The sequence below is a fragment of the Pseudomonas sp. Irchel s3a18 genome (genome assembly GCF_900187535.1).
Lineage (GTDB): Bacteria > Pseudomonadota > Gammaproteobacteria > Pseudomonadales > Pseudomonadaceae > Aquipseudomonas.
Genome location: NZ_FYDV01000003.1, coordinates 56,679 through 83,430, shown reverse-complemented (window position 1 = coordinate 83,430; position 26,752 = coordinate 56,679). Strand labels below are relative to the sequence as shown.

The 26,752-nt window shown below is 63.2% G+C and carries 16 protein-coding genes (1 of these 16 running past the window's edge); 11 read left to right on the top strand and 5 right to left on the bottom strand.

The features are described from left to right. Positions 1–163 precede the first annotated feature (163 nt). The 3 genes from CKW29_RS05530 to CKW29_RS05520 all read left to right on the top strand — a co-directional run bounded on the left by CKW29_RS05530 (position 164) and on the right by CKW29_RS05520 (position 2,884). Positions 164–853: a crotonase/enoyl-CoA hydratase family protein gene (locus tag CKW29_RS05530; RefSeq protein WP_095143039.1), complete on the top strand. Its 690-nt coding sequence runs from the start codon at positions 164–166 to the stop codon at positions 851–853. Positions 854–1,068: 215 nt separating this feature from the next. Beyond that, positions 1,069–1,791, top strand: coding sequence for a 1-acyl-sn-glycerol-3-phosphate acyltransferase (locus tag CKW29_RS05525; protein ID WP_095143038.1), 723 nt, complete (start codon positions 1,069–1,071; stop codon positions 1,789–1,791). Between the two features lie 121 nt (positions 1,792–1,912). Beyond that, a complete protein-coding gene (locus CKW29_RS05520) occupies positions 1,913–2,884 on the top strand; it encodes a magnesium and cobalt transport protein CorA (protein ID WP_095082590.1) in 972 nt (323 codons plus the stop codon). Between the two features lie 212 nt (positions 2,885–3,096). Here the strand turns inward: CKW29_RS05520 and CKW29_RS05515 are convergent, their stop codons facing one another. Beyond that, positions 3,097–4,434 (bottom strand): lysine N(6)-hydroxylase/L-ornithine N(5)-oxygenase family protein, encoded by a 1,338-nt coding sequence (locus tag CKW29_RS05515; protein WP_095148042.1) that lies wholly within the window; start codon positions 4,432–4,434, stop codon positions 3,097–3,099. A 135-nt stretch (positions 4,435–4,569) separates the two neighbouring features. Continuing rightward, on the bottom strand, positions 4,570–5,052 hold the full coding sequence (locus CKW29_RS05510) for a sigma-70 family RNA polymerase sigma factor (RefSeq protein WP_095148041.1): 483 nt from the start codon (positions 5,050–5,052) through the stop codon (positions 4,570–4,572). Between the two features lie 318 nt (positions 5,053–5,370). Between CKW29_RS05510 and CKW29_RS05505 the strand changes: the two genes are divergently transcribed. The 3 genes from CKW29_RS05505 to CKW29_RS05495 are packed head-to-tail and all read left to right on the top strand — an operon-like array spanning position 5,371 to position 9,922. Then, on the top strand, positions 5,371–6,546 hold the full coding sequence (locus CKW29_RS05505) for an efflux RND transporter periplasmic adaptor subunit (protein ID WP_095148040.1): 1,176 nt from the start codon (positions 5,371–5,373) through the stop codon (positions 6,544–6,546). Then, entirely contained in the window at positions 6,547–8,520 is a 1,974-nt protein-coding gene (locus tag CKW29_RS05500) for a MacB family efflux pump subunit (protein WP_095148039.1), read from the top strand. It begins immediately after the preceding gene. Between the two features lie 7 nt (positions 8,521–8,527). Then, positions 8,528–9,922: an efflux transporter outer membrane subunit gene (locus CKW29_RS05495; protein ID WP_095148038.1), complete on the top strand. Its 1,395-nt coding sequence runs from the start codon at positions 8,528–8,530 to the stop codon at positions 9,920–9,922. A 227-nt stretch (positions 9,923–10,149) separates the two neighbouring features. Here CKW29_RS05495 and CKW29_RS05490 read toward each other — a convergent pair whose 3' ends face one another. Continuing rightward, positions 10,150–11,772 (bottom strand): PvdJ/PvdD/PvdP-like protein, encoded by a 1,623-nt coding sequence (locus tag CKW29_RS05490; protein ID WP_095148037.1) that lies wholly within the window; start codon positions 11,770–11,772, stop codon positions 10,150–10,152. Between the two features lie 319 nt (positions 11,773–12,091). Here CKW29_RS05490 and pvdM point away from each other — a divergent pair, with 319 nt between their 5' ends. From pvdM to CKW29_RS05465, 5 genes are all read left to right on the top strand, one after another. Continuing rightward, the gene (pvdM, locus tag CKW29_RS05485) at positions 12,092–13,462 is read left to right on the top strand and encodes a pyoverdine-tailoring dipeptidase-like protein PvdM (RefSeq protein ID WP_095148036.1); all 1,371 of its coding nucleotides are present in this window, start codon (positions 12,092–12,094) and stop codon (positions 13,460–13,462) included. Then, positions 13,459–14,739 (top strand): aminotransferase class V-fold PLP-dependent enzyme, encoded by a 1,281-nt coding sequence (locus CKW29_RS05480; RefSeq protein WP_095148035.1) that lies wholly within the window; start codon positions 13,459–13,461, stop codon positions 14,737–14,739. The genes pvdM and CKW29_RS05480 overlap by 4 nt, the downstream gene beginning before the upstream one ends. Before the next feature lie 188 nt (positions 14,740–14,927). Beyond that, on the top strand, positions 14,928–15,815 hold the full coding sequence (locus tag CKW29_RS05475; RefSeq protein ID WP_095148034.1) for a formylglycine-generating enzyme family protein: 888 nt from the start codon (positions 14,928–14,930) through the stop codon (positions 15,813–15,815). A gap of 124 nt (positions 15,816–15,939) precedes the next feature. Continuing rightward, on the top strand, positions 15,940–17,589 hold the full coding sequence (locus CKW29_RS05470; RefSeq protein ID WP_095148033.1) for a cyclic peptide export ABC transporter: 1,650 nt from the start codon (positions 15,940–15,942) through the stop codon (positions 17,587–17,589). 115 nt (positions 17,590–17,704) lie between these two features. Beyond that, positions 17,705–20,164 carry a TonB-dependent siderophore receptor gene (locus tag CKW29_RS05465; RefSeq protein WP_095148032.1) on the top strand — a complete coding sequence of 820 codons (2,460 nt, stop codon included), beginning with the start codon at positions 17,705–17,707 and terminating at the stop codon, positions 20,162–20,164. A 579-nt stretch (positions 20,165–20,743) separates the two neighbouring features. On the opposite strand, the gene CKW29_RS05455 is transcribed toward CKW29_RS05465, so the two are convergent. Together CKW29_RS05455 and CKW29_RS05450 are read right to left on the bottom strand one after the other, a co-directional pair. Next, the gene (locus CKW29_RS05455; RefSeq protein WP_095148030.1) at positions 20,744–21,703 is read right to left on the bottom strand and encodes an alpha/beta hydrolase; all 960 of its coding nucleotides are present in this window, start codon (positions 21,701–21,703) and stop codon (positions 20,744–20,746) included. A gap of 60 nt (positions 21,704–21,763) precedes the next feature. After that, on the bottom strand, positions 21,764–26,752 hold the final stretch of the coding sequence (locus CKW29_RS05450; protein WP_095148029.1) for a non-ribosomal peptide synthetase. The gene runs 10,086 nt beyond the window's last position; the window shows 4,989 of its 15,075 coding nt (coding positions 10,087–15,075); its start codon lies off the right edge, out of view; its stop codon occupies positions 21,764–21,766.

Genomic DNA, 26,752 nt, shown 5'->3' with positions numbered 1-26,752 from the left:
CTTCGGCCAAGGGAACGCTTCTATATAGAAGGCAACGCGAGGTGGGCGTGGCCCGCGATGCTGGGCGGGGGCGGATTGGCTGACTGGCCGGTCAGTCACGGCGCTTTACCTGGCCTGCGGCCATGGGTAACGTCTGCCCCACTTCAATACAAGGAATAGCGTCATGAGTGAGTTGATTTCCTACCACCTCGAAGACGGTATCGCGACCCTGACCTTGAGCAATGGCAAGGTCAATGCCATCTCGCCGGACGTGATTGCCGCTTTTAATGCTGCACTGGACCAGGCGGTGACGGATCGCGCGGTGGTGATCATCACCGGTCAGCCGGGCATTCTGTCGGGCGGTTATGACTTGAAGGTGATGACATCCGGCCCCAAGGAAGCGGTGAACCTGGTGACCGCCGGCTCCACCCTGGCCCGTCGCCTGCTGTCCCACCCCTTCCCGGTCATCGTCGCATGCCCTGGGCATGCGGTGGCCAAGGGTGCGTTCATTCTGCTGTCGGCCGACTACCGTATTGGTGTCGACGGCCCATTCAGCATTGGCCTGAACGAAGTGCAGATCGGCATGACCATGCACCACGCCGGTATCGAACTGGCCCGTGACCGCCTGCGTAAGTCGGCGTTCCACCGTTCGGTGATCAACGGCGAGATGTTCGATCCGCAAGGCGCGGTGGATGCCGGTTTCCTCGACAAGGTGGTCGCCGCCGAAGAACTGCAAGGCGCAGCGCTGGCTGCCGCGCGTCAGTTGAAGAAGATCAACATGACCGCCCACAAGAACACCAAGCTCAAAGTGCGCAAGGCCCTGCTCGAGGCACTGGACAGCGCCATCATCCAGGATCAGCAACACCTGGGTTAAGTGCTGAAGGTGCAATGCTGAAAAGCCCGACCGTCGCGTCGGGCTTTTTCTTGCTCAAGGGGCACGAAAGCCAGCAAGCGCTCTAGCCCGCCTCTGATAACAGATGTCGGAAACATGCGCTTAAACATCGCCTATCTCCTACTTATAGAGCGGCAATTGCCGAAAACAGTGCACATCCGTACACTGCGCCACCTTTTGCTCCGGTGGGCCTGTAGATGCTGTATCTGATTCGTATGTTGTTGATGGGCCTGCATTTTATGATCGCCGGTGGGCTGGGTGTGATCCTGGGCCTGTGCCGACCGTTCAATCCGGACAACAGCCGCCTGTGTGCCCGCCTCTACGCTTGGCCTGCCATGTGCATCCTGCGTCTACGGGTCAAGACCGACGTCGAATCGCTGACCCACAAAAAGCAAAGCTGCGTGGTGATCGCCAACCACCAGTCCAACTACGATCTGTTCGTGCTGGGCAACGTCGTGCCGCACCGCACCGTGTGCATCGGCAAGAAGAGCCTTAAATGGGTGCCCCTGTTCGGGCAACTGTTCTGGCTGGCCGGCAACGTGCTGATCGACCGTGGCAACGCCCACAAGGCGCGCAAGGCGATGCTCACCACCACCGACACCTTGCAGCACAAGGACACCTCGATCTGGGTGTTCCCGGAAGGCACGCGCAATTTGGGCAAGGAACTGCTGCCGTTCAAGAAAGGCGCGTTCCAGATGGCCATCGCGGCCGGCGTCCCCATCGTGCAGGTGTGCGTCAGCAACTACATCAACCACATGCGCCTGGATCGCTGGAACAGTGGCCGGATCCTGATCCGTTCGCTGCCACCGATTCCCACGGCCGGGCTGACGCTCGACGACATGCCCGCGCTGATGGACCAGTGCCGCGAGCAAATGCGCGAGTGCATCGACTCGCTGGACCGGCAACTGCAAGCCGCCTGAACCGGCACACACCTGCAACAACCCAGGAACCTCTTCGATTTCACTGACTCTCAAGCTTCAGGGCGCGCTAAGCTGCATCTGCTTGTCACTGCCATTGCTCAAGAAGAAGTGAAACGGAACCATGGGTAGAGTCGTTGCGGCCGCGGTCTACAGCGCCGGTAAGAGAGTCACCAATATCACCCTCGATGAGGGCGCGGCCTGGGCCGCCAAACCTGGCCACTTTGTCTGGATCGGCCTCGAAGAGCCGAACGCTCAGGAGCTGGCCAACCTGCAGCGCCAGTTCAACCTGCATGAACTGGCCATTGAAGATGCCCTGGAAAAACACAGCCGACCGAAGCTGGAAACCTTCGGCGATGCGCTGTTCATCGTCACCTACTCGCCGGTGCGCGAGAACGGCAAGCTGGAGTTTATCGAGACCCACATTTTTGCCGGCAAGGGCTACATCATTACCTGCCGCAATGGTCAGTCGGCCTCCTACGCCCACGTACGCCAGCGCTGCGAGGCGCGCCCGTTGCTGCTGGAGCACGGCGAGGATTTCGTGCTCTATGCCCTGCTCGACTTTGTGATCGAGAACTACCAGCCCGTGGGCGAAGCGATTCACGGCGAGATCGACGACCTGGAGCGCAATGTCCTGTGCAGCGCCATGAGCGAAGTCGACATCCTGAACCTGCATGGCCTGCGCCGTGACGTGTTGCGCTTGCGTCGTTACGCGGCACCGATGGTGGAGATCAGCGAAGAACTGCAGAAGCTGAGTTTCCCGTTCATCGACAAGAACATGCGGCCGTACTTTCGTGACGTGCAGATCCACGTCACACGGCAGATGGAAGACCTCACCACCCTGCGCGACATCGCCAGCCAGACCATCGAAATCGGTGTACTGCTGGAGGCCGCGCGGCAAAGCGTGGTGCAACGCAAGTTCGCCGCCTGGGCTGCGATCCTCGCCTTCCCAACCGCCGTGGCCGGGATCTATGGGATGAACTTCGAGAACATGCCGGAGCTGAAACTGCACTACGGCTACTTCGGGGTGCTGGCGTTCATCACCGTCGGCTGTGTCGGATTATGGGCCAGCTTCAAGCGCTCGGGGTGGTTGTAACAGCGGCCAAGGACTGGGCGCCTCCCTGCTCTTGCAGACGCACGTGAATCTGTAGGAGCGAGCACGCTCGCGATGGACGTTAACGATAATGCGTGCTTTCAGAATAAACGCGACGCTCTCGGGTTCATCGCGAGCACTCGAGCGTCGACCGGCTGCTCCTACAACTGCGGGCTCACCCGCGAAGACCGACTAACAGTTCTGCAATACGCCCCTCAACTGGCCGCCGCCAACATCAGGTCCCGTACCGAATGGCTGTTGCCCTGCGGCTTGCCATGGGCGTACAGGGAGCCGGCAATCTCATCGGCGCGGATCGGCAACACCGACAACAAGGTGTCGCTCAGACCGTGGCTGGCCTGGCAGAAGCCCTGCATGTAGATACCGGCCTTGCAGCGCTCGTCGGTGATGACCCGGTAGTTGCGATCGACCTCGAAGTCGCCCAGGTACGCCTCCAGCGGTGCCAACAATTGGCGGTGCATCTGACGCTCGTAACCGGTGGCCAGCACCACCGCGTCGTAGTGCCGAACGGTCAGCTCACCCGTGGCCGTGTTGCGTAGCGCCAGCTCGATGCCGCGCTCGGTGGCCCGGGCTTGCTCCACGGTGGTCAGGGTGCGAAATGCGTGACGCGCAATCCCGGAGACCTTCTGCCGATAGAAGATGCCGTAGATGCGCTCGATCAGGTCGATATCGACCACCGAATAATTGGTGTTGTGGTACTCGTTGACCAGCCGCTCGCGCTCACTGCTCGCCTGCTGGAACACCAGGTCGGTGAACTGGGGCGAGAACACTTCGTTGACGAACGGGCTGTCGTCCGCCGGCTTCAGGGCCGAACCGCGCAGGATCATGTCGACCTGCACCGAAGGGAAACTGTCGTTCAGGTCGATGAAGGCCTCTGCCGCGCTCTGCCCGCCGCCAATGATCGCAATATTCATCGGCTGGCCGTTGACGCAAGGCTGCTGGGCCATGCGCTCAAGATACCGGGCGTGGTGGAACACCCGGCCATCGTCCTTGAGCGGCTTGAACGCCTCGGGAATACGCGGGGTACCGCCAGCGCTGACCACCACCGAACGGGTGGCGCGCACACACTCCTGGCCGTCGCGATCACGGGAGATCACTCGCAGCGCTTCAACCTGTTGGTCCCGCAGCACCGGCTCGATGGCCAGCACTTCTTCGCCATAACGGCTCTGTTGCGCAAATTGTCCCGCCACCCAGCGCAGGTAATCGTTGTACTCCATGCGGCACGGGTAGAACGTGCCCAGGTTGATGAAGTCCACCAGACGGCCATGGGCCTTGAGGTAGTTGACGAATGAGTAAGGGCTGGTCGGGTTGCGCAGCGTCACCAGGTCCTTGAGGAAAGAAATCTGCAATTCGCTCTGGGTCACCAGGGTGTTGCCGTGCCAGCGGTAGTCGGCCTGCTTGTCGAGAAACAACACATCAAGCTCGCCATGGGCCTGTCCACGCTCCTGCAGCGCAATGGCCAATGCCAGGTTCGACGGGCCGAAGCCAACGCCGATCAGGTCGTGAACGATGGGCGATGCAATTGCCTTTGTCATTTCCAGGGTCCTCTGGATAAGCCCCTCAACAGTGGGGAGATGTAAGCCGCAATGACCTGACCGGCCCTAGGCAGGACAGCAGATCGTCTGTTGAGTAGGAACGAGGACCATGAAAAAAAATTTACCGGCCAGCGCTCAGTGGGCGTCCCACTCGCGCATGCGCACACGGCAATGCTTCATCGCATTGACGATGTGCTTCTCCACCAGGCTGCGGGAGATCCCCAGGCGCTCGGCGATCTGCGGGTGGGACAGGCCCTCGAGCTTGCGCAGCATAAAGCTCTCGCGGCACAACGGCGGCAACTCGGCCAGCGCACGCTGCAACAGGTCCAGGCGCTGACTGTCATCGAAGTGGTTCTGCGGTGAAGGCGCATAGAAGCGCTCTTCGCTGTCGAGCACTTCCAGTGGCTCGGTCTGGCGCGCCACGTTACGCCGGTGAGCGTCGATCACCAGGTTCAGCGCAGTGCGATAGAGGAACGCGCGGGGTTGCTCGATGGGCGTATCGCTGGCGCGCTCCAGCACCCGGACATAGGCGTCATGCACCACATCTTCGGCCACCTGGCGGTTGCCCAGCTTGGCGTTGAGGAAACACACCAGCTCTCGATAGTAGTTTTCCAACATGACTCCCGACCGTTTACGCAACGGTACTGACCTTGAACCCAACCGGCGCCTTCAAAACGATAGCGGCACGATGATGGCAATCACAGGCGCGTAATTTATAGTAATTCTCATATAGATTTAAAGTACCCCATGACTTGCGCGGGAAATATTCCTCGTCTACAGCTGTAACCCTTTGTGTCGACGCTTAAATTTGCCCCTTGATGGCTCGTATACAGGACAGCTTCCCGTGTCTGCCGGTGTTCTGGCAGCGCTCGGCCGCGGCCCGGATGTGGCCGCAACCTCGAGCAACGGGCCGACTTCCACTGGCCGGAACCCTGCATGAAACGCCCCCGACAGACCCGACGCGCCCTGCTTGCAGCTCTTTGCCTGATTCCGGCCATCGCGGTGGCTGCCTGGCACATCATCCCGCCTGGCCGGGACACGCTCGCGACCGTGCCCGTCAGCCGGGGCGACATCGAAAGCAGCGTCACCGCGCTGGGCACCTTGCAACCGCGACGTTATGTCGACGTGGGCGCCCAGGCCTCGGGGCAAATCCAGAAAATCCACGTCGAGGTCGGTGACGTGGTCAAGCAGGGCCAGTTGCTGGTGGAGATCGATCCCTCGACGCAAAATGCCAGGCTCGATGCCGGGCGCTTCTCCATCGACAACCTCAAGGCCCAGCTCCAGGAGCAACGCGCACAGCACGACCTGGCCCGACAGAAATACCAGCGCCAGCAGAACCTCGCCGCTGGCGGCGCCACCCGCGAGGAGGACGTGCAAACCGCCCGCGCCGAACTGCGCGCCACCGAGGCCCGCATTCAGATGTTCCAGGCACAGATCCGCCAGGCCGAAGCCAGTCTGCGCAGTGATCAGGCTGAGCTTGGCTACACACGCATTTACGCGCCGATGTCCGGGACCGTGGTAGCGCTGGACGCCCGCGCCGGCCAGACCCTCAATGCCCAACAGCAAACCCCGTTGATTCTGCGGATCGCCAAGCTGTCTCCCATGACCGTCTGGGCCGAGGTCTCGGAAGCCGACATCGGCCACGTCAAACCCGGCATGCAGGCCTATTTCACCACCCTCGCCGGTGGCACGCGGCGCTGGCAGAGCACGGTACGACAGATTCTGCCGGTACCGCCCAAACCCCTGGACCAAAGCAAAGAAGGCGGTGGCAGTGGCAGCCCGTCCAGCGGCAAGAGCGGCAGTGGCCGGGTCGTGCTGTACACCGTGCTACTGGACGTCGACAACGCCGACAACGCGTTGATGGCGGAAATGACCACCCAGGTGTTCTTCGTCGCCAGTGAGGCGAAGAACGTCCTCACGGCCCCGATCTCGGCCCTGCACAGCGGCCCCCGCCCCGGCAGCCAGACCGTTCGGGTCGTGGCAAAGAACGGCGATATCCAGCCGCGCGTGGTGAGCACCGGCATCAGTGACCGGTTGCAGGTGCAGATTCTCGAGGGTTTGAATGAGGGCGATCACCTGCTGATCGGTCCGGTCGACGGCAACGGGGGTTGAATGCAGACGCCGCTGATCGACCTCAAAGACATCCGCAAGTCCTACGGCGGTGATGACGCCCCCGAGGTCCACGTGCTGCGTGGCATCGACCTGGCGATTCACGCCGGTGAGTTCGTGGCGATTGTCGGCGCCTCCGGTTCCGGCAAATCGACGCTGATGAACATCCTCGGCTGCCTCGACCGGCCCAGCACGGGCGAATACCTGTTCGCCGGGGAAAACGTCGCCCGGCTGGACAGCGACGAACTGGCCTGGCTGCGCCGTGAAGCCTTCGGCTTTGTGTTCCAGGGTTACCACCTGATTCCCTCGGGCTCGGCCCAGGAAAACGTCGAGATGCCGGCCATCTATGCCGGCACCCCGGCGGCCGAGCGACATGCCCGCGCCGCCGCCCTGCTGGCTCGGCTGGGGCTGGCCGAACGCACCGGCAACCGCCCTCATCAGCTCTCCGGCGGCCAGCAACAACGGGTGTCGATTGCCCGGGCGCTGATGAACGGCGGCCACATCATCCTCGCCGACGAACCGACCGGCGCCCTCGACAGCCACAGCGGCGCCGAGGTCATGACCCTGCTCGATGAACTGGCGAGCCAGGGCCACGTGGTGATTCTCATCACCCACGACCGTGAAGTCGCCGCACGGGCCAAGCGCGTCATCGAAATCCGTGACGGGCTGATCATCAGCGACAGTGCCGTCGACTCCACCCATGCACAACACACGGTCAACCCCGGCGCCCTGCAAGCGGTGGACCTGCGCCAGCGCCTGAGCGAAGGCAGCGAAGCCACCGGGGCGTGGAAAGGCGAGTTACTGGACGCCGTGCAGGCGGCCTGGCGGGTGATGTGGATCAACCGCTTTCGCACCGCCCTGACCTTGCTCGGGATCATCATCGGCGTCGCGTCGGTGGTGGTGATGCTGGCCGTGGGCGAAGGCAGCAAACGCCAGGTCATGGCGCAAATAGGCGCCTTTGGCTCGAACATCATTTACCTCGGTGGCTCGGCGCCGAACCCGCGCACGCCCCCCGGCATCATCACCCTCGACGATGTGGCCGCCCTGGCCCGCCTGCCGCAAGTCATGCGGATCATGCCGGTCAACGGCGCCGAAGCCGGCGTGCGCTTTGGCAATGCGGACCACCTGAGTTATGTCGGCGGCAACGACACTAACTTCCCGGCGATCTTCAACTGGCCGGTGGTGGAAGGCAGCTACTTCACCGAAGCCGACGAGCGCAATGCGGCGGCCGTGGCAGTGATCGGCAAAAAGGTCCGTGACAAGCTGTTCAAGGATCGGATCGACCCCATCGGCCAGTACATCCTGATCGAGAACGTGCCATTCCAGGTGGTGGGCGTGCTCGCCGAAAAAGGCGCCAGCTCCGGCGACCAGGACAGCGACGACCGTATCGCCATCCCCTACTCCGCCGCCAGCGTCCGGCTGTTCGGCACCTACAACCCGGAGTACGTGGCCATAGCGGCGGCCGATGCACGCAAGGTCAAGGAAGCCGAACAGGCCATCGACCAATTGATGCTCAAGCTGCACAACGGCAAGAAGGACTACGAGCTGACCAACAACGCGGCGATGATCCAGGCCGAAGCCCGCACGCAAAACACCCTGTCGCTGATGCTCGGCTCGATTGCCGCCATTTCGCTGCTGGTGGGTGGCATCGGGGTGATGAACATCATGCTGATGACCGTGCGCGAACGTACCCGCGAGATTGGCATCCGCATGGCCACCGGGGCCCGTCAGCGGGACATCCTGCGCCAGTTCCTGACCGAAGCGGTTATGCTCTCGGTGGTCGGTGGCATCGCCGGGATCGCCCTGGCCCTGTTGGTGGGCGGAGTGTTGCTGCTCAGCGACGTGGCGGTAGCGTTCTCCTTATTCGCGGTGCTGGGCGCCTTCGGTTGCGCCTTGGTCACCGGGGTAATTTTCGGCTTCATGCCGGCCCGTAAAGCTGCCCGGCTCGACCCGGTCACGGCCCTTACCAGTGAATGATCGACCCATGAAGTCGCCCTTGACCCTGCTTTCCATCTGCCTGCTGCTCAGCGCCTGTGGCACGCCCCTGCAACGTCCGGACAGCGGCCTCACGCCGCCACCCGCCTGGCACTCGCCCACCGCCCGGAACGCCAGCCACACCTCAGGGCAATGGTGGATGAGCTTTGGCAGCCCCGAACTCGACCGCTTGATCGAACAGGCCCGAATCGGCAGCTTTGACCTGGCCGCGGCGGTGGCGCGGGTGCGCCAGGCACAAGCCACCGCCGTGATCGCTGGCGGCCCGCTGTTACCGGAGGTGAAGGCCGGGTTCAATGCCAATCGGCAAAAGCTGTTGCGTGGCGACGGCTACAGCCAACTGGATGCCGACAGCAGCAACAAGGCCGTGGACTCCTTCGACGCCAACCTCAGCGCCAGCTACGAAATCGACTTCTGGGGCGGCAAACACGCCGCCCACGACAGCGCCCTGCAAGGTGTACGTGCCAGCGAGTTCGACCAGGCCACCGTTGAGCTGACCCTGCTCGGCAGCGTCGCCAATAGCTATGCGCAAAGCCTGTCATTGCAGGAGCAAAGCCGCATTGCCGAGCTGAATCTGGCCAATGCCCAAAGCGTCTTGCAACTGGTGCAAACCCGCTACGACTCAGGCTCGGCCACCGCCCTGGAACTGGCCCAGCAGAAAAGCCTGGTGGCCGCCCAACAACGACAGTTGCCCTTGGTGCGCCAACAGGCCGAAGAAGCGCGGATCACCCTCGCCGCCTTGCTCGGCCGCCCGGTGCAGGCCCTGCCACGCAGCCAGCAACGTTTCGATCAGTTGAACTGGCCGAGCATCGGCGCCGGATTGCCCAGCGACCTGCTCAGCCGCCGCCCCGACATTGCCCGCGCCGAAGCCCAACTGGCCGCCGCCCAGGCCGACGTCATCGTTGCCCGTGCGGCGATGCTGCCCAGCGTGACCCTGAGTGCCAGCCTCGGTTCGGGCGCCGACACCTTCAACGACACCCTGCGCAGCCCGTTCTACAACCTGACGGCCGGGCTGGTCGCACCGATCTTCAACAACGGCCGCCTCGGCGCCGAACGCGACCGCGCCAGCGCCCGCCAACAGGAGCTGCTGGAAACCTATCGCGGGGCGATCATCAACGGTTTTGCCGACGTCGAAAAAGCCCTCACCGGCATCCGTGGCCTCGACGAACAACGGCAGTGGCAAGCCGAAGAACTGGCCCAGGCGCAAACCGCGTTCAACATCGCCCAGCGCCGCTACCAGGCCGGCGCCGAAGACCTGCTCAGCGTACTGGACACCCAGCGAACGCTGTACGCGGCCCAGGACCTGAACGTGCAACTGCGATTAGCCAGGGTGCAGGCCAGCATTGCCCTGTACAAGGCCTTGGGCGGGGGTTGGCAGGTGTTGTAAACGGATGACCGTTCCCACGCGCGGGAACGATCAAACGATAACGCGCCAGTGCAGCTCACACCGCAATGCCGCTCAGTTAAGGAAATGAGACCGCACGTGTAGGCGCAGCCGGTCGACGCTCGAGCGCTCGCGATGAACTCAAGAACCACGCGTTTATTCAGAATATACGCGTAATCGTTGACGCCCATCGCGAGCGCGCTCGCTCCTACACTGAACGGCATTGTGGCTTACACCGGACGCTCCCTGGCCTGCAAGTGCCGGGCATACCAGGGTCGCTTTGGCACTTTGCGCAATAGATCGACGAGCTTGTCTTCGTCTTCGCCAAAGGTGATGCGCAGCGCCAGCTTCATGGTTTCCGGGTCCATCTCCACTGATTTTCCCGCCTGCAATCCCGGCTCGGTGCTGCAGCCGTGGGTGGTCGGGCCGAGCCATGGGTCGGCGACTTCCACCCAGCGACCCTGGGCGAACCACGGCACCCCGTTGACGTGCAGGCGGCGGACCTCACCCGGATGGAAACGCTCGTGGGCGCGGAACCAGTCTTCGATGCGGTCGTCGATCCAGCCATGGAACTGCCAGAACACCGGGCTCACATGGGACGAGAATGGATCGCCCAGGAAATCGTTTTCCGCCGCGAACCAGCGCGGGGCAAAGTCGGCGGTGTCGCGGGCAAACGGCACGGGCTGGCCGTTGGACGGATCTCTCGGCACCGAAGCCCAGCGCATGTGCAGCCAGTCGTGCAGGCCCAGTTCCAATTCCGAACCAAACTGACCGAGGGTCAGCTTCGACAGGTACCCGGGGTCACGGTAGCGCGACTCCCAGACTTGAAAGTTGCTGTGATAGGTCTCGGCTGTCTTGATGTCGCTGACCCACTGCGCATAGACGTCATCACCTTCGGCCAGCCAGGTCGGCGGCAAAGCGCTGCCGTCGTGGTTGTCGAAGTAGCGGGCGAACCCCGGGCGATCGCGCTCCAGCGACGGTTGCGGCAAGGGGAAAAATTGCCACGACGGCAAGTCCTGCAGGGAGCGCGCCGTGCCGAGCATATGCCGGTGCATGAAGAAAAAATCGATGCCCGAACCGTTGCGATCCTTGCGCGGGCCACGGGCATCACGTTCCTTGTCCCGTGGGCCGGGCTGCCAGCCGAGTCCGCGCAGCGCCTTGCGCTTGTCTTCGCCCAGGGTGTGCCATTTGTCGCGCGTGGCGTGCCACAGCTGGTGAAACAGGCGGTGCTCGGGGGACACCAGCCAGGCCAGCAGCGCCTCGTTGAGCACCGTTCGCTCACGGGCCTCCGGGAAGCGGCGCTTGAGGGCAACGAAGCGGTTGTCCTGGGCCGGCAATGCCAAAGGGCGGTCCAGACACAACACTCGGCCACTGAGGGTAGCACTGCCGGCGTTACCGAAATCGGCCCAGACTTCGTCCAGGCTCATGGCGCATTCATAGTCCACCACCCCCGTTTCGCGGCTGAGCAACCGCCAGCTCAGGTTGGCGCCCTTGGCCTCGGCCAGGTCACCGAGGATGCGATAGCGTGGCGCTTCATCGGCCAGCAAGCGCTGCTCGGTATCGAGAAAGCCCACCAGGCCACGCCCCTTGTGGCCGATGTCGAGAAACACCGTCAAGCCGTCCCGGGGCAAGCCTTGCAGACCGGCATCGGCACCTTCGAAACGAATGTCCCAGACGCCGCGCAAACTGTCCGCCAGACGCTGGACGGCCACATCGGCCACATCGAACGACGCTTCACCGGGGGTGATCGTGGGGTCGGGTCGGGTCAGTTCGCGATGCCCATAGAACACCGCAGGCACAGCGGCACCGGTCAGCGCCAGGCCGGCCATGAACCATCGTCGGGAAATCGTCATTGCGCTACCTGTGTCAGCCATGAAGCAGGCTTTATCCAAGCTAGAACGAGTGTTGGCCGGGGAAATTTATGGGGTGTCAGGGTCGACGCGTATTCCTGTAGGAGCGAGCTGGCTCGCGATGAACCAGAGAGCGCCGTGGGGTGTCAGGCTGCACGCGTTATCGTTGACGACCCTCGCGAGCACGCTCGCTCCTACAGAGGGGGCGAGGTGTGATCGGGAGCGATCAATCCCCGCTAATTTTTTGCCCTCCCTGCTCGTTCTTCCCTGATAGCAAAGGCTGCACGCCTGCTCCCTGACGGCGAACCCGACTGAGATGGCAATGACAAAACCACGTTCGAAAAAGGCTCTACTGATCGGCCTGCCGCTGGCCCTGGCAAGCGTCGCCGCCACCGCTTACGCGATCTGGGACTATGGCTTTCGGGACAACCCCGGTTACCCGGTCAAGGTGATGAAACAGGCCGAGGCGCTGCACGAACAGATGCTGTCGTTCGACAGCCACATTACCGTCCCTCAGGACTTCGGCACCGCAGGCAATGAGATCGACAAGGACGGCACGGGCCAGTTCGATCTGGTCAAGGCCAACCGGGGACGCCTGTCCGGAGCGGCGCTGACGATTTTTGGCTGGCCGGAGTTATGGAACGGCCCCAACGCCCCCCATAAGCCCACCGCCGGCTTTGTCGCCGAAGCGCGCAATCAGCAAGAGATTCGCTACAAGATCATTTCCGGCATGGTCCGTGACTTCCCCAATCAGGTGGGCATCGCCTACACCCCCGAGGACTTTCGCCGCCTGCACGCCGAAGGCAAGTTTGCGATCTTCATCAGCATGCTCAACGCCTATCCGCTGGGTCACGACCTGAGCCTGCTGGACCTGTGGACCGCGCGCGGCATGCGCATGTTCGGCTTCAGTTATGTGGGCAACAACGACTGGGCCGACTCCTCGCGTCCGCTGCCGTTTTTCAATGACTCGCCCGACGCCCTCGACGGCCTGTCGGACCTGGGCAAGCAAGCGGTGCAGCGCCTGAACGACCTGGGGGTGATCATCGATGTATCGCAGATGTCGACCAAGGCCCTGGAACAAGTCGCACAGTTGAGCCGCACGCCCATGGTCGCTTCGCACTCGGCCCCCCGGGCCATGGTGGATATTCCACGCAACCTCAGCGACAAGGAAATGCAGCTGATCAAGAACAGCGGCGGCGTGGTTCAGGTGGTCGGCTTCTCCCAGTACCTGCGCCCTCTGACACAGGCCACCCAGGACAAGCTCAACGCCCTGCGCACCCGCTTCGACCTGCCGCCGCTACCGAACCTGGCCATGGCACTGATGCCGGGAGACCCGATCATCGCCGCCTGGCCAGAGCAGAAGTTCGGCGAATACGCCGGCCAGCTCTACGCCATTCTGGAAGAAGAACCCAAGGCCAGCCTCAAGGACCTGGGCGACGCCATCGACTACACCGTACGCAAGATCGGCATCGACCATGTCGGCATCAGCTCCGACTTCAACGAAGGCGGTGGTGTCAAAGGCTGGGAGAACGTTGGCGAGATTCGCAATGTCACCGCGGAACTGATTTCCCGTGGTTACTCGGACGCCGACATCGCCAAGTTGTGGGGCGGTAACTTCTTGCGAGTCTGGAGCCAGGTTGAAAAGGCCGCCAAACCGGCGCTGGCCACTGCCCGGGAAACAGCCAAGCCATGACCAGTCGCCGCCATTTTCTCAAGCACGCCGGCCTGCTCGCCGCCAGCCTGCCACTGGGCGCAGGCTTGAGCAACGTCGCCAACGCCGCGGTCCTGACCCCGCTGCCACAGGACAAATGGGCGCAACTGCGCCAGTTGTTCAATCAGGATCCCGACTACCTGCACTTCTCCAACTTTCTGATCACCACCCACCCTGAACCGGTGCGCGAGGCCATCGCGATGCACCGCGCCGCACTGGACAACAACCCGGGACTGGCCATGGACTGGGACCTGGGGGTGATCGAGGCGCGTGAACAGGAGGTGCGCCTCTGGGCCGGCCGCTACCTGCAGGCCGACGCCCGGCAGATCGCCCTGACCGGCAGCACCACCGCCGGCCTGACGATGATCTACGGCGGGGTCCACGTACGCCCCGATCAGGAAATCCTCACCACCGAGCACGAACACTACGCCACCCACAGCATCCTCGAACTGCGTACCCGGCGTGAGGGCACGCAGGTGCGCAAGGTCAGGTTGTTCGAGGACGCGTACAGCGTCAGCAAAGAACAGGTGCTGGCCGCCATCGACCGCAACATCCGCCCGCAGACCCGTGTCCTGGGCATGACCTGGGTGCATTCGGGCAGCGGCGTGAAGCTGCCGATCAGCGAGATCGGCGCCCTGGTGGACAAGCACAACCGCCACCGTGCCGACAGCGAGCGGATCATCTATGTGGTCGATGGCGTGCATGGTTTTGGCGTCGAGGACCTGAGTTTCCCGGCCATGAACTGTGACTTCTTCATCGCCGGTACCCACAAATGGATGTTCGGCCCCCGGGGCACCGGGATCGTCTGTAGCCGCAGCACCGAGGTCAAGTACGTCACCCCCATCGTGCCGACCTTCTCCGAAGCCGAGCATTTCTCCACCACCATGACCCCGGGTGGCTACCACGCATTCGAGCATCGCTGGGCGCTGAATGAAGCCTTCAAGCTGCACCTGCAACTGGGCAAGGCTCAGGTGCAGGCGCGCATCCATGCACTCAACAGTTACCTGAAGCAGCACCTGCAAGCGCATCCGCAGATCGAGCTGGTCACCCCGCTCAATCCTGCGCTGTCATCGGGTTTCACCTTCTTCCGGGTCAGGGACAAGGACGCCGACAAGGTCGCCGCCTACCTCATGGCCAACCGTGTGGTCAGCGATGCCGTGCACCGCGATGTCGGCCCGGTGATCCGCACCGCCCCCGGCCTGCTCAACAACGAAGCCGAGATCGACCGCTTGATGGCGGTGCTCACCCAGACACTTTGACGGGGCTGTGCCGAATGCCCTTTGTAGGAGCGAGCTTGCTCGCGATGGAGATCAACGCTGACACGGGGCACCAGATGAAATGCGGGGCCCCTGAGTTCATCGTCGGAACGCCGTCCGGAACAAGCCCGCGCCTGCAGAGGATTCGGGTTCGTTTTAGTCCGCTTTTTTTACCTTTATCGAGAACCAAGATGAACAGTGAGCTGCGTCGTTTTTCCCTGAAAACACTCCCCGCACTGGCCTTCGCCGCCCTGACCGCCAGCCTGCTGCCGGGGGTGGCCCAGGCGGCTGCCCCGTTGGCGCCGGGCAAGGTGTTCAAGGACTGCAAGGATTGCCCACAGATGGTGGTGCTGCCGGCCGGCACCTTCACCATGGGCACCCCGGACGATGAAGTCGGCCACGAACCCGACGAGTCGCCGATGCACCCCGTGACCTTCGCCCCCCCCCTGGCCATCAGCCGCTTCCAGGTGCTCAAAGGGGAATGGGACGCCTACCTGCGCGACACCGGCTACCAGATGCCCGACGGCGACGAACGCCCGGGGCGCGAGTGCAAGGCCGGTGTGCCGCGCTATGAGTACACGACCCGGCACCCGGCGGTGTGCATGGACTTTGCCGAGGTCAATGCCTATGTGGCCTGGCTGTCGAAGAAGACCGGCAAACCGTACCGCCTGGTCAGCGAATCCCTGCGTGAATACGCCGCCCGGGGTGGCACCAGCGGCCCCTTCCCTTTCCCCTTCGATGAAGGCAAGGAATACAGCATCGCCAGGCACGCCAACACCTATGGCGCGGCCGATGGCTATAACTTCACCTCACCGGCCGGCCGCTTCCCGGCCAACGCATTCGGCGTGTATGACCTGCACGGCAACGTCTACGAGTGGACCGCCGACTGCTACAACGAAAACTACGTCGGTGCCCCCGGTGACGGCAGTGCCTGGCTGACCGGTAAATGCGAGTTCAAGCGCATTCGCGGCAATGACTGGGGTGAAGCGCCGGTGTTCTCCCGCTCCGGCAACCGCAATGCCCTGGCTCCCCTTGAGCGTGGTGACTGGATCGGCTTTCGCGTTGCCCGTGACCTGTAACCCTCGCCGGCCGCTAAATTCGCCTTCCCACCAGTCGTCCTAAAGGTGTGCGCGCAGTCCTTGCGCGCACCACCGCCCCCTACGTCCTCCTGGCTTTCGCCACTTCTTCAAGCAGGGAACCTCCATGAGCAAACCAACACGCGGGGTGATCAATGAATTGTTCGCCCTGCTCAAGCCCTTTCGCCTGATCGTCGCTGCCTCCATCCTGTTGGGCATGGTCGGTGGCTTGAGTGTCACGGCGCTGCTGGCGACCATCAACACCGTGCTGTACGCCGACAGCGGCCTGACCAACACCGTGGTCGGCGCCTTTGCCGGCTTGTGCCTGCTGGCGCTGGCCAGTTCGATCTTTTCCGACATCGGCACCAACTACGTCGGCCAGCACATCATCGCCAGACTGCGCAAAGAGCTGGGCGAGAAAGTGCTGTCGGCGCCCATCGAACAGATCGAGCGCTATCGCAGCCACCGACTGATCCCGGTGCTGACCCACGACGTCGACACCATCAGCGATTTTGCCTTCGCCTTCGCGCCGCTGGCCATTTCCCTGACAGTCACCCTGGGCTGCATGGGTTACCTGGCCATGCTGTCGTGGCCGATGTTTCTGATGATGGTGGTGGCGATTGTCATCGGCACGGTGATTCAGTACATCGCCCGCGGACGCGGCATGCTGGGGTTCATGGAAGCCCGGGATTACGAAGACGAGCTGCAAAAGCACTACAACGCCGTCGCCGAAGGCGCCAAGGAACTGCGCATCCATCGCCCCCGCCGGCATCGCATGTTCGTCTCGGGCATCGAGAAAACCGCAGAGAAAATCTGCGATACGCAGATCCGCTCGGTGAACATTTTCGTGGTCGCCAAGACCCTCGGCTCGATGCTGTTCTTCGTGGTCATCGGCCTGGCCCTGGCCCTGCAATCCTACTGGCCAAGCGCAGACAAGGCAGTGATGAGCGGCTTTGTGCTAGTGCTGCTGTACATGAAAGGCCCGCTGGAACACCTGATCAGCACGCTGCCGATTGTCAGCCGCGCACAGATCGCCTTCCGCCGGATAGCCGAACTGTCGGAGCAGTTTTCCTCCCCGGAGCCACACTTGCTACTCAGCGACCAGGGTAATCGGCAAACCCCGGTGCACAGCCTGGAACTGAGCGAGGTGACCTATGGCTTCCCCGCCAGCGAAGGCAGCGCGCCGTTTCGCCTGGGGCCGGTGAACCTCAGGATCGACCAGGGCGAGATCATTTTCATCGTCGGCGAAAACGGCTGCGGCAAAACCACCCTGATCAAGCTGCTGCTGGGCCTGTACGCGCCACAACAGGGTGAGATTCGCCTCAACGGCCAGCCTGTGACGGCACTGACCCGTGATGACTATCGCCAGCTGTTCACCACGATCTTCGCCGACTACTACCTGTTCGACGATGTGGTGCAAGGCGACCAGCACATCCCCGAGGACGCCAACCAGTACCTGCAGCGCCTGGAAATCGGCCACAAGGTCAGCGTGCGCGACGGTTCATTCACCACCACCGACCTGTCCACCGGCCAACGCAAGCGCCTGGCACTGGTCAACGCCTGGCTGGAGGAGCGCCCGGTGCTGGTGTTCGACGAGTGGGCCGCCGACCAGGACCCGACCTTCCGCCGTATTTTCTACACCGAACTGCTGCCCGACCTGAAGCGCCTGGGCAAGACCATTATCGTGATCTCCCACGACGATCGTTATTTCGATGTCGCCGACCAACTGGTGCGCATGCACGCTGGCAATGTGGTGACCGAGCTTCAACCCGCCTGATTGTGAAAATTTCGTAAAAAAGTCGTGGAGTCTTTCCGGTTTCCGAAAGGCTCAACGTCTCACTTACAGCAAATAGAAATAGTTCTCAGTCAATACTTTGAAGAGTAAAAGAATAATGCCCGCACCACACGGTCTTAACCCACTCGCCAAGGCGCTGCTGATCCGCCATTCACTTCGCTCACGCCTGCCAACCCTCTGCGCCCTGGCACTGACTACGCCGCTGATCGGCCAGGTCCAGGCCCAAATGGTGGACATCAATATCCAGGCCCAGCCCTTGGCCAACGCCCTGCAGGAGTTCGGTCACCAGACCAACCTGCAAGTGCTGTACAGCCCGGACGATGTCGCTGGCCTGCGCAGCACGGCGGTCAAGGGCAGCCTGGACTCCAATGCCGCAATCGCCCAGTTGCTGCAGGGCACCGGCATCCAGTACAGCGTGCAGGGCAACACCGTGACGCTGCGCTCGCGCAATGGCGGGAACTCCGTGGACCTGGCGCCGACCACTGTTTCCGCCACCCAGGAATCGGCATGGGGGCCGGTTGACGGGATTGTGGCCAAGCGCAGTGGCACCGGCACCAAGACCGATACACCGTTGAACGAGATTCCGCAGACCGTCAACGTCATCACCGCCGATGAAGTCAAATCCCGTGGCGCGCAGACCGTCACCGAAGCCCTGCGCTACACCGCGGGCATGACCGGTGGCGGCTTCTCCGACCGGGTAGGGATTTTCGACGAGCCCACCTCCCGTGGCTTCACGCCGACACCGGTGTACCTCGACGGCCTGCACCTGCCGTATGGCGGCGGCAGTACCGGTGGTTCGCTGCAGATCGACCCCTACTCCCTGGAACGCATCGAAGTGCTCAAGGGCCCGGCCTCTGTGTTGTACGGCCAGAACCAGCCCGGCGGTATCGTCAACCTGGTCGGCAAGCGTCCAACCGCCACGCCGCTGCACGAAGTGGTGCTGGGCACCGGTAGCTACGACCGCAAGTATGGCGCCTTCGACTTCGCCGGCCCCATCGACGACCAGGGCGAGTTTCTCTATCGCCTGACCGGTCTGGCCAGCGACGCCAACTCCAGCATCGACTACGCCGACACCAACCGCATGATGCTGGCGCCCAGCCTGACCTGGCTGCCCAACGACCGCACCAGCGTCACCCTGTTCGCCCAGTACCAGAAAGACCGTGACACTCCGGAAGCCCAGGGCCTGCCAGCAGCAGGCACGGTGTTCGACACCCCGAACGGCAAGATCAGCCGCGACCTGTTCCTCGGTGAACCGGGCCTGAACAAGTACGATCGTGAGCAATTCGTGGTCGGCTATGACGTGGCCTACGAGCTCAACGACATCTGGACCCTCAAGCAACGCACCAGCTACGCCTACCTCGACGACCGGTACGTCGCGCCACTGCACGGCTACTCCTATGTCCCCAATCCGGCCACCGGTCTGGAAGATAACCGCTACCAGACCCGCTTTGGCGTGGACTGGTCGCAGACCAACAAGGTGTACGGCATCGATAGCACCGCGCAGGCCAAATTCAAGACCGCGGAGCTGGACCACACCGTGCTGCTGGGCGTGGACTACTACCACTACAACTCCCAGTTCTACGGCCTGTATGACCGCAACGGACCACCCCTGGACCTGTTCAATCCGGTCTACGGCAGTGAGTTCACCTTCTCCCAGCCTTATCGCTGGGACAACACCATCAAGCAGACCGGCCTGTACATGCAGGACCAAATGAAGTGGGGCAAGTGGTTCATGACCCTGGGTGGCCGTTACGACTACGCCATCACCGAGAACAAGCAACCATTGAGCGACACCCCAGGCACCCGGGCAACGGATGAGAAGTTCACCAGCCGGGCCGGCTTCGGTTACCTGTTCGACAATGGCGTGACGCCGTACGCAAGCTACTCCGAGTCGTTCCTGCCGCAGTCCGGCACCGACGTCAATGCCAGTCCGTTCGAGCCAAGCACCGGCAAGCAATATGAAGTCGGCGTCAAGTACGAGCCGACCACCATCGATGGCTTCATCCAGTTGTCGGTGTACCAGATCGACCAGGACAACATGCTGACCACCGACCTGATCAATCCGGGCTTCAGCGTCCAGAGCGGCTCGGTTCGTTCCAAGGGTGTGGAGCTCGAAGGCAAGGTCAACGTCACCGAGAACCTGCGGGTGCTGGCCGCGGTGTCGCGCAACGACATCAAGTGGAGAAGCACCAACGATGGTCGCGAGGGTCGCACCCTGGCCATGAGTCCGCCACTGACCGCGTCCGGCTGGGTCGACTACACCTTCGACCACGGCGTCCTGTCCGGTTTCGGCGCCGGCCTGGGTGTGCGCTACGTGCGCAGCAGCTACGGCTCGGACTACGAGGAAGACTCCTTCCAGATTCCGTCCTACACCGTATACGACGGCATGCTGTCCTATGACCTGGAAAAATCGCCACTGCGCGTCAAGGGCGTAAAAGTGCAACTGAACCTGGAAAACATCGAAGACAAGAAGTACGTCGCCAGCTGCAACGGTACACTGGACTGCTACTACGGCGAAGGTCGCACCGTTACGGCTGACATGACCTACAACTTCTAAGCACTACGCCTGCAATGCAAAGCCGCTTACCCTGCGCTGGGTAAGCGGCGTTTTTGTGGGCGCTGCCTGCATTGCCCTTCAGGGGCGAGTGCGCTCGCAATGGTCGCTAACAATAACGCGTGCTGCCTGACACCCCACGTCGCTCTCACGGTCATCGCGAGCATGCTCGCGCCTACAGAAGGCGCATACAGCAGAATACTCACCGTGCGCCACCTGCATTGTCTGTAGGAGCGAGCGCGCTCGCGATGGTCGCCAACGATGACGCGTACCGCCTGACACCCCGCGTCGCTCTCACGGTCATCGCGAGCATGCTCGCGCCTACAGAAGGCGCATGCAGCAGAATACTCACCGTGCGCCAACCTGCATTGCCTGTAGGAGCGAGCGCGCTCACGATGGTCGCCAACGATGACACGTACTGCCTGACACCCCCACATCGCTCTCACGGTCATCGCGAGCATGCTCGCTCCTACAGAAGGCGCATGCAGCTGAACACTCACCGTGCGCCAAGTAAAACGCCGCTTGCCCGAATGGGGAAGCGGCGTTTTGTTGTGCATAGCCCTTGGGGGGCAGGCCTGCGGTTTATCCCGCTGCAAACACCCGCATCAGCCGCTCGGCAATGTGCTGCTGTGCCTGCTCAGCCTCATCGATGATCGCGCCCATGCGCAGGAAGTCGTGAGTCATGCCCGGGTAGACCTTGAGCTCCACCGCCACGCCTGCCGCCTGCAAATGCCGTGCATAAGCCACGCCCTCATCGTGCAGCGGGTCGCATTCGGCGAGGATCAGCAACACCGGCGGCACGTTCGCCCCAACCTTGCCCAGCAACGGCGAAAAACGTGGGTCCAGACGATCATCCGCGTCTCGCTGGTAATGCCCGTAGAACCAGGCCAGCGAGTCCTTTTCCAGCAAGTGGCCAACGCCATAGCGCTCGATGGAGGCGCTGCCCTGGCTGGCATCGGTCACCGGGTAGATCAATACCTGCAGCAACGGCTGCACCTCGGTGGCCAAGGGTTGCGCGGCCAACACTGTGGCCAGGCTGCCGCCGACACTGTCACCGCCCACCGCCAGCCGCCGCGCATCAATGCCCAGTCGGGGCGCGTTGGCCACCAGCCAGTGCCACGCATCCTGCGCATCGTCGGCGGCGGTCGGAAAGCGAAACTCCGGCGCCAGCCGATAGGCCACCGACAGCACCACGCAATCGGCCATGGCCGCCAGGGCCCGGCACACCGAATCATGGGAATCGAGACTGCCGACCACATAGCCACCACCGTGGAAATACAACAACGCCGCACGCCCCGCACCTTCGCTCAGGGCATGGTTGCTATAGATCCGCGCGTCGAGCCGGGCACCGTCACGGGTCGGAACCTGCAACTCGTCAACCAGCTCCAGGTCCTCTGCTCCCGCCTCCATCATCAAGGACGACTGATCGAACTGTTCACGGGCCTGCTCGGGTGTCAGGGCATGCATCGGCAGGCGTTTGCCACTGGCCCGGCCGTTGCCGACCAGTTCCAGAAACGCCGCAATATCAGGGTTCAACGACATCACAACAACCTCCAACCGGTCGGGCCCAGGGCCCGGCCGGTCTCACAGATGGGTTCAGATTCAGCAGAGCGCTACCCGTTCAACGATCTCGACCAGCACTTCTTCAACCCCGGCGAGGCACTTTTCATCACGGGGAATCTGGAAGTGCCCGCAGTCGATCAGCTCGCCGCCGAGATCCGGCTGCCCCAGTTGCGCCGCCAGCTCCATGGCTTCGTCGTCACGGCCGGGGGTCCACCAACAGGTCGGTGCAATCCTCAGTGCGCTGCAACGATCCAGTTGCAGTGACAACTGCTTGAGCCGGCGCGCAACGCTGAACACATGGGCCAGTTCATCAGCCCCCAGTGCCACGTAGGTCGATCCTTCGCGGCTGCCGGCCAGTGCCGCGGACAACAGCCCGCGCACGTTGGTACTGGTCTCTTCGCCCTGCACCGCCAGGTGCTGCGCCACATCCGGCAGCGTCGCCTGTACGAACTCGCGCAGGTCGCTGTGCCAGTCATCCCGCACACCGGCATTCACCGCCGCCGACGGCACGAAGCCGTCCACCAGCCCGACAAACGCCACCTGCTGACCGGCACTTTCCAACTGCGCGGCCATCAGCAGCGCCAACGTTCCGCCCAGGGACCAGCCCAACAGGTGATACGGCCCTTGCGGTTGATGGGCACGGATCTGCGCTACGTAATCACTGGCCATGCCCTGCAGGGAGGCATCGTCCCAGGTCGGATCGAGCAGCATCCGCGCCTGGATCGCCAGCACCTGACGCTGACCGCTCAAACGCCGCGCCAGCGGTTCGTAGTCGAACACCGTGCCGAAGCCGGCGTGTACGCAAAACAGCGGCGCCACAACCGACACCTCGCCATTCATGGCCAGCAACCCGGTGCTTTTCAGGGTCGTGCCCTGCACACTGGTCACCAGTTGCGCGATGCTCGGCTTCTGCATCAGGTCGCGCAGCTTCAGGCTCAAGCCCTGAGCCTTGAGTGAGCGGCTGCGAGCAATCACTTGCAGGCTGAGAATCGAATCGCCCCCCAGTTCAAAGAAGTTGTCGGTGACGCCCACGCGCTCGATTTTCAGCACCTGCTGCCAGATTGTCGCCAGGGCTTTTTCCAGCTCGGTGACCGGTGCCACGTAGTCCTGACGTTGCTGTTCAACCCCAGGTTCCGGCAGGGCCTTGCGGTCGAGCTTGCCGTTGGGCGTCAGCGGCATGCGCGCAAGTAGCGTCAGGTGGGCCGGCACCATGTAGTCCGGCAGGCAGGCCTTGAGTTGTTCACGCAAGCGCTCGCACAAACCGTCGGTGTCCGTGTCGGCGTTGGCCAGCACATACCCGAGCAGCTGCTTGCCACTGCCGCCTTCGCGGGCGACCACGGCGGCATCTCGCACCCCCGGTTGCTGCTTGAGGCGGGCCTCGATCTCCCCCAGTTCAATGCGGAACCCACGGATCTTCACCTGATGGTCGATCCGTCCCAGGTAATCGAGGGTGCCGTCTTCGCGCTGGCGCACCAGGTCGCCAGTACGGTACAGACGCCCGCCCGTGGCGCTGAACGGGTCAGCGACAAAGCGTTCGGCCGTGCCACCGCTACGCCCCAGATACCCCCGGGCCAGCGCGCTGCCACCCAGGTACAGCTCACCGGCAATACCGGCCGGCAAGGGGTTGAGGTCGCTGTCCAGCACATAACCGCTGCGCTCTCCCACCAGACTGCCGATCGGCGCGTAGGCCGCGCCACATTCATCCGCCGGGCCGGCCTTCCAGATCAATGGCGTGACCACGGTTTCCGTCGGGCCATAGCCATTGATGATGTGTTGCGGCTTCAGCGCACGCTTGGCCAGTTCGAAACTCGCCACCGGCACCGCATCACCGCCGAAGCAGTAGATGCGCACCGCGGGCGGGTTGCCCTGCTGCTCGGCGTGTTCGGCCAGCTGTTGCAGGTACACCGGCGGGAAGGCCGCGACGGTCACCTGGTGCTCATGCAGGGCGGCGTAGGTCTGCTCGGCCGTCCACAGGCTGTCATCACGGATCAACAGTCGCGCACCGTGGGTCAGGGTGGTCAACCAGCGCTCATGAGCACCGTCGAAGGCGAACGACATGAAATGCAGTTCGCAATCGTCCGGCGTCATCGCATACCGCTCACCGATCGCCTGGCAATGCATCGCCAGCGGCCCGTGGGCCACGCCGACACCTTTTGGCAGGCCGGTGGAACCGGAGGTGTAGATCACGTAGGCCAGGTTGTCCGGTTGCACCGTCACCTGTGGTGCGTGGCCCGGTTGCTGATCCAGGTTCAGGCGGTCCAGGTGCATCACGTGCAGGTTGTCCTGCACCGGCAATACACCGCTCAAGCTCGAATCGCTGAGCAACAGGGCGATGCCCGAATCGCGCATCAGATAGCTCAGGCGCTCCCGTGGGTAGGTCGCGTCCAGCGGCACATAAGCGCCACCGGCCTTGAGCACTGCCAGCAAGGCGACAATCATCTGCTCGCTGCGCGACAAGGCCACGCCGACCCGCACGTCCGGGCCGACGCCTTCGGCAATCAGCGCGTGGGCCAGACGGTTGGCGCGCGCCTCGATCTGCCCGTAGCTGAAGGACTGACCGGCGAACATCACCGCAGGCTGTTGCGCGTGTTGCCGCGCCCATTGCGCGATGCGCTGGTGTACCGGCAACGCCATTGCCTGCACCGCCGGTGCGGCAACAGCCTCGACCTGCCCCGTGACCAGCCCCATTCGCCCCAGCGGCTGCGTGGCGTCAGCCGACAGCGCGTCCAGCAGGCCTTCCATATTGCGGCGAATACCTTCCACCGTCGCCGGATCGAAATGCTCGCGCAGGAACATGTATTCGATCACCAGGCCGTCTTCCAGGGTGACCATCAGGTCCATCGGGAAGTTGGTCAGGCCCGCGCTGCTGCTGTCGCCGAAGCTCAGGGAGTCATCGCGGAACTCGCGCAAGGCCTGATCGATCGGGTGGTTTTCGAAGACGATGATGCTGTCGAACAATGATTGCCCGGCACGCCCGGCCCAGCGCTGCACGTCGGTCAGCGGTGTGTATTCACGCTCGCGCATGTCCAGGTTGTAGTCCTGCACATCACGCAGCCACTGGCCCACCGCTTGCTCAGGCGGCACGTCCTTGATCACCGGCAAGGTGTTGATGAACAGCCCCATGATCGACTCGGACGCAGGCAGGCTCGCCGGTCGCCCGGCCACGGTGGCCCCAAAGGCCACGCAGCGCTGGCCGCTGTAACGACTGAGCAGCACCAGCCAGGCCCCCTGCACCAAGGTGTTGAGGGTGATGCGCTGGGACTGGGCAAAGGCCTTCAAGTGTTCGGTACGGGTTTGCCCCAAACGGCTGTAGAGCGCTGCATGCTCCCCGCCCTGTCCGGTGCGTGGCACAGCGTCGGCCAGATACGTCGGCTGGTCCAGTGGCAGCAGGTGCTGGCGCCAGAAGCCTTCGCTGGCGTTGGCGTCCTGCTGTTGCAACCAGTTGATATAGCGCCGGTACGGCACCGCCTCGGCCAATGCCTGACCCGAGTAGTGGCTGAGCACTTCACCGATCAACCGGGAACTGCTCCAGCCGTCGATCAGGAGGTGGTGATAGGTCCAGATCAACTGATAGCTGTCGTCACCCAGGCGCACCAGCACCAGGCGCTGCAAGGGTGGACGGTCGAGGTCGAAACCCTTGGCCCGCTCACGGTCGGCCAGTGCCTGCAAGGCTTGGGCCGAGGTGTCCTGCCCGCGCCAGTCGAGCAGGCTGATGGGCAGGGCCGCATCGGCCAGCACGAACTGCAAGGGCTCGGCCAGGTCCTGCCACAGAAAGCCGGTACGCAGAATGTCGTGACGCTGGCTCACCGCCTCCCACGCGGCCTTGAAGCGCAACGGTTCCAGGCCTTGCACCGGGATGCACAGCTGGTTGATGTAGAGGTCGACGTCCGGCGAGTTCAAGCCGAGGAACAACATGCCTTGCTGCATCGGTGACAAGCGGTACAGGCCATCGAGCCGACCTTCGGGCAGCGGCAACCCGGCCACCTGTGCGTCGCTCAAACCGTGCAGCGGCAGATCGGGCAATGGCGTCGGTTGCGCTGCCAGACTGTCAACGATCAGCGCCCGCAGCGCCAATTGCTGGATGGTCGGTTGCTGGAACAGGTCCTTGGGGCTCAGTTCGATGCCGTGTTGACGCGCGCGGCTGACCACCTGAATCGACACGATGGAGTCGCCCCCCAGGGCGAAGAAGTTGTCCGTGGTGCTGACCTGCGTTACCCCCAACACCGCTTGCCAGATATCCACCAATGCCTGCTCGGTGGCATTGGCCGCTGCCACGAAGTGCTCGGCAGCCGCGAACTCCAGTGCCGGTAGGCGCTTGCGGTCGAGTTTGCCGTTGGGACTGAGCGGCATCTGCGCCAACCAGACGAGATGGCTTGGCACCATGTAGTCCGGCAGGTTTTCCCCCAGCCGGGCACTGAGGCTGTCGTGCAGGTGTGTACGAACCGCTTGCGCAGCTTCCAGGGTCTCTGGGTCGCTGGGCACCAGGTACGCCACCAACTGCTTGCTGCCCTGCACCTCCTGAGCCACCACCACCGCTTCACGCACGGCCGCGTGCTCCACCAACCGGGTTTCGATCTCCCCGAGTTCGATGCGCAGGCCACGCAGCTTCACCTGATGGTCGATGCGCCCGACGTATTCAATCACCCCGTCGGCGCGGTACCGCGCCAGGTCACCGGTGCGGTACAAGCGCTGGCCGGCCACAAACGGGCTGGCCACGAAACGCTCGGCGCTGAGCCCCGGACGACGATGGTAACCACGGGCCAGGCCAATGCCTCCCAGGTACAGCTCACCGGCCACGCCCACCGGCAACGGGTTCAAGCCGCTGTCGAGAATGTAGGTGGCGAGGTTGGCAATCGGCTGGCCGATCGGTACGCCATCGCGGCCTTCATCGCGACAGGTCCAGTGGGTCACGTCGATGGCCGCCTCGGTCGGCCCGTAGAGGTTGTACAACCCGGCACCCGGCAGTTTGGCGAACACCTGCAACTGCGCGTCCACCGGCAGCGCTTCACCGCTGCAGACGATACGCGT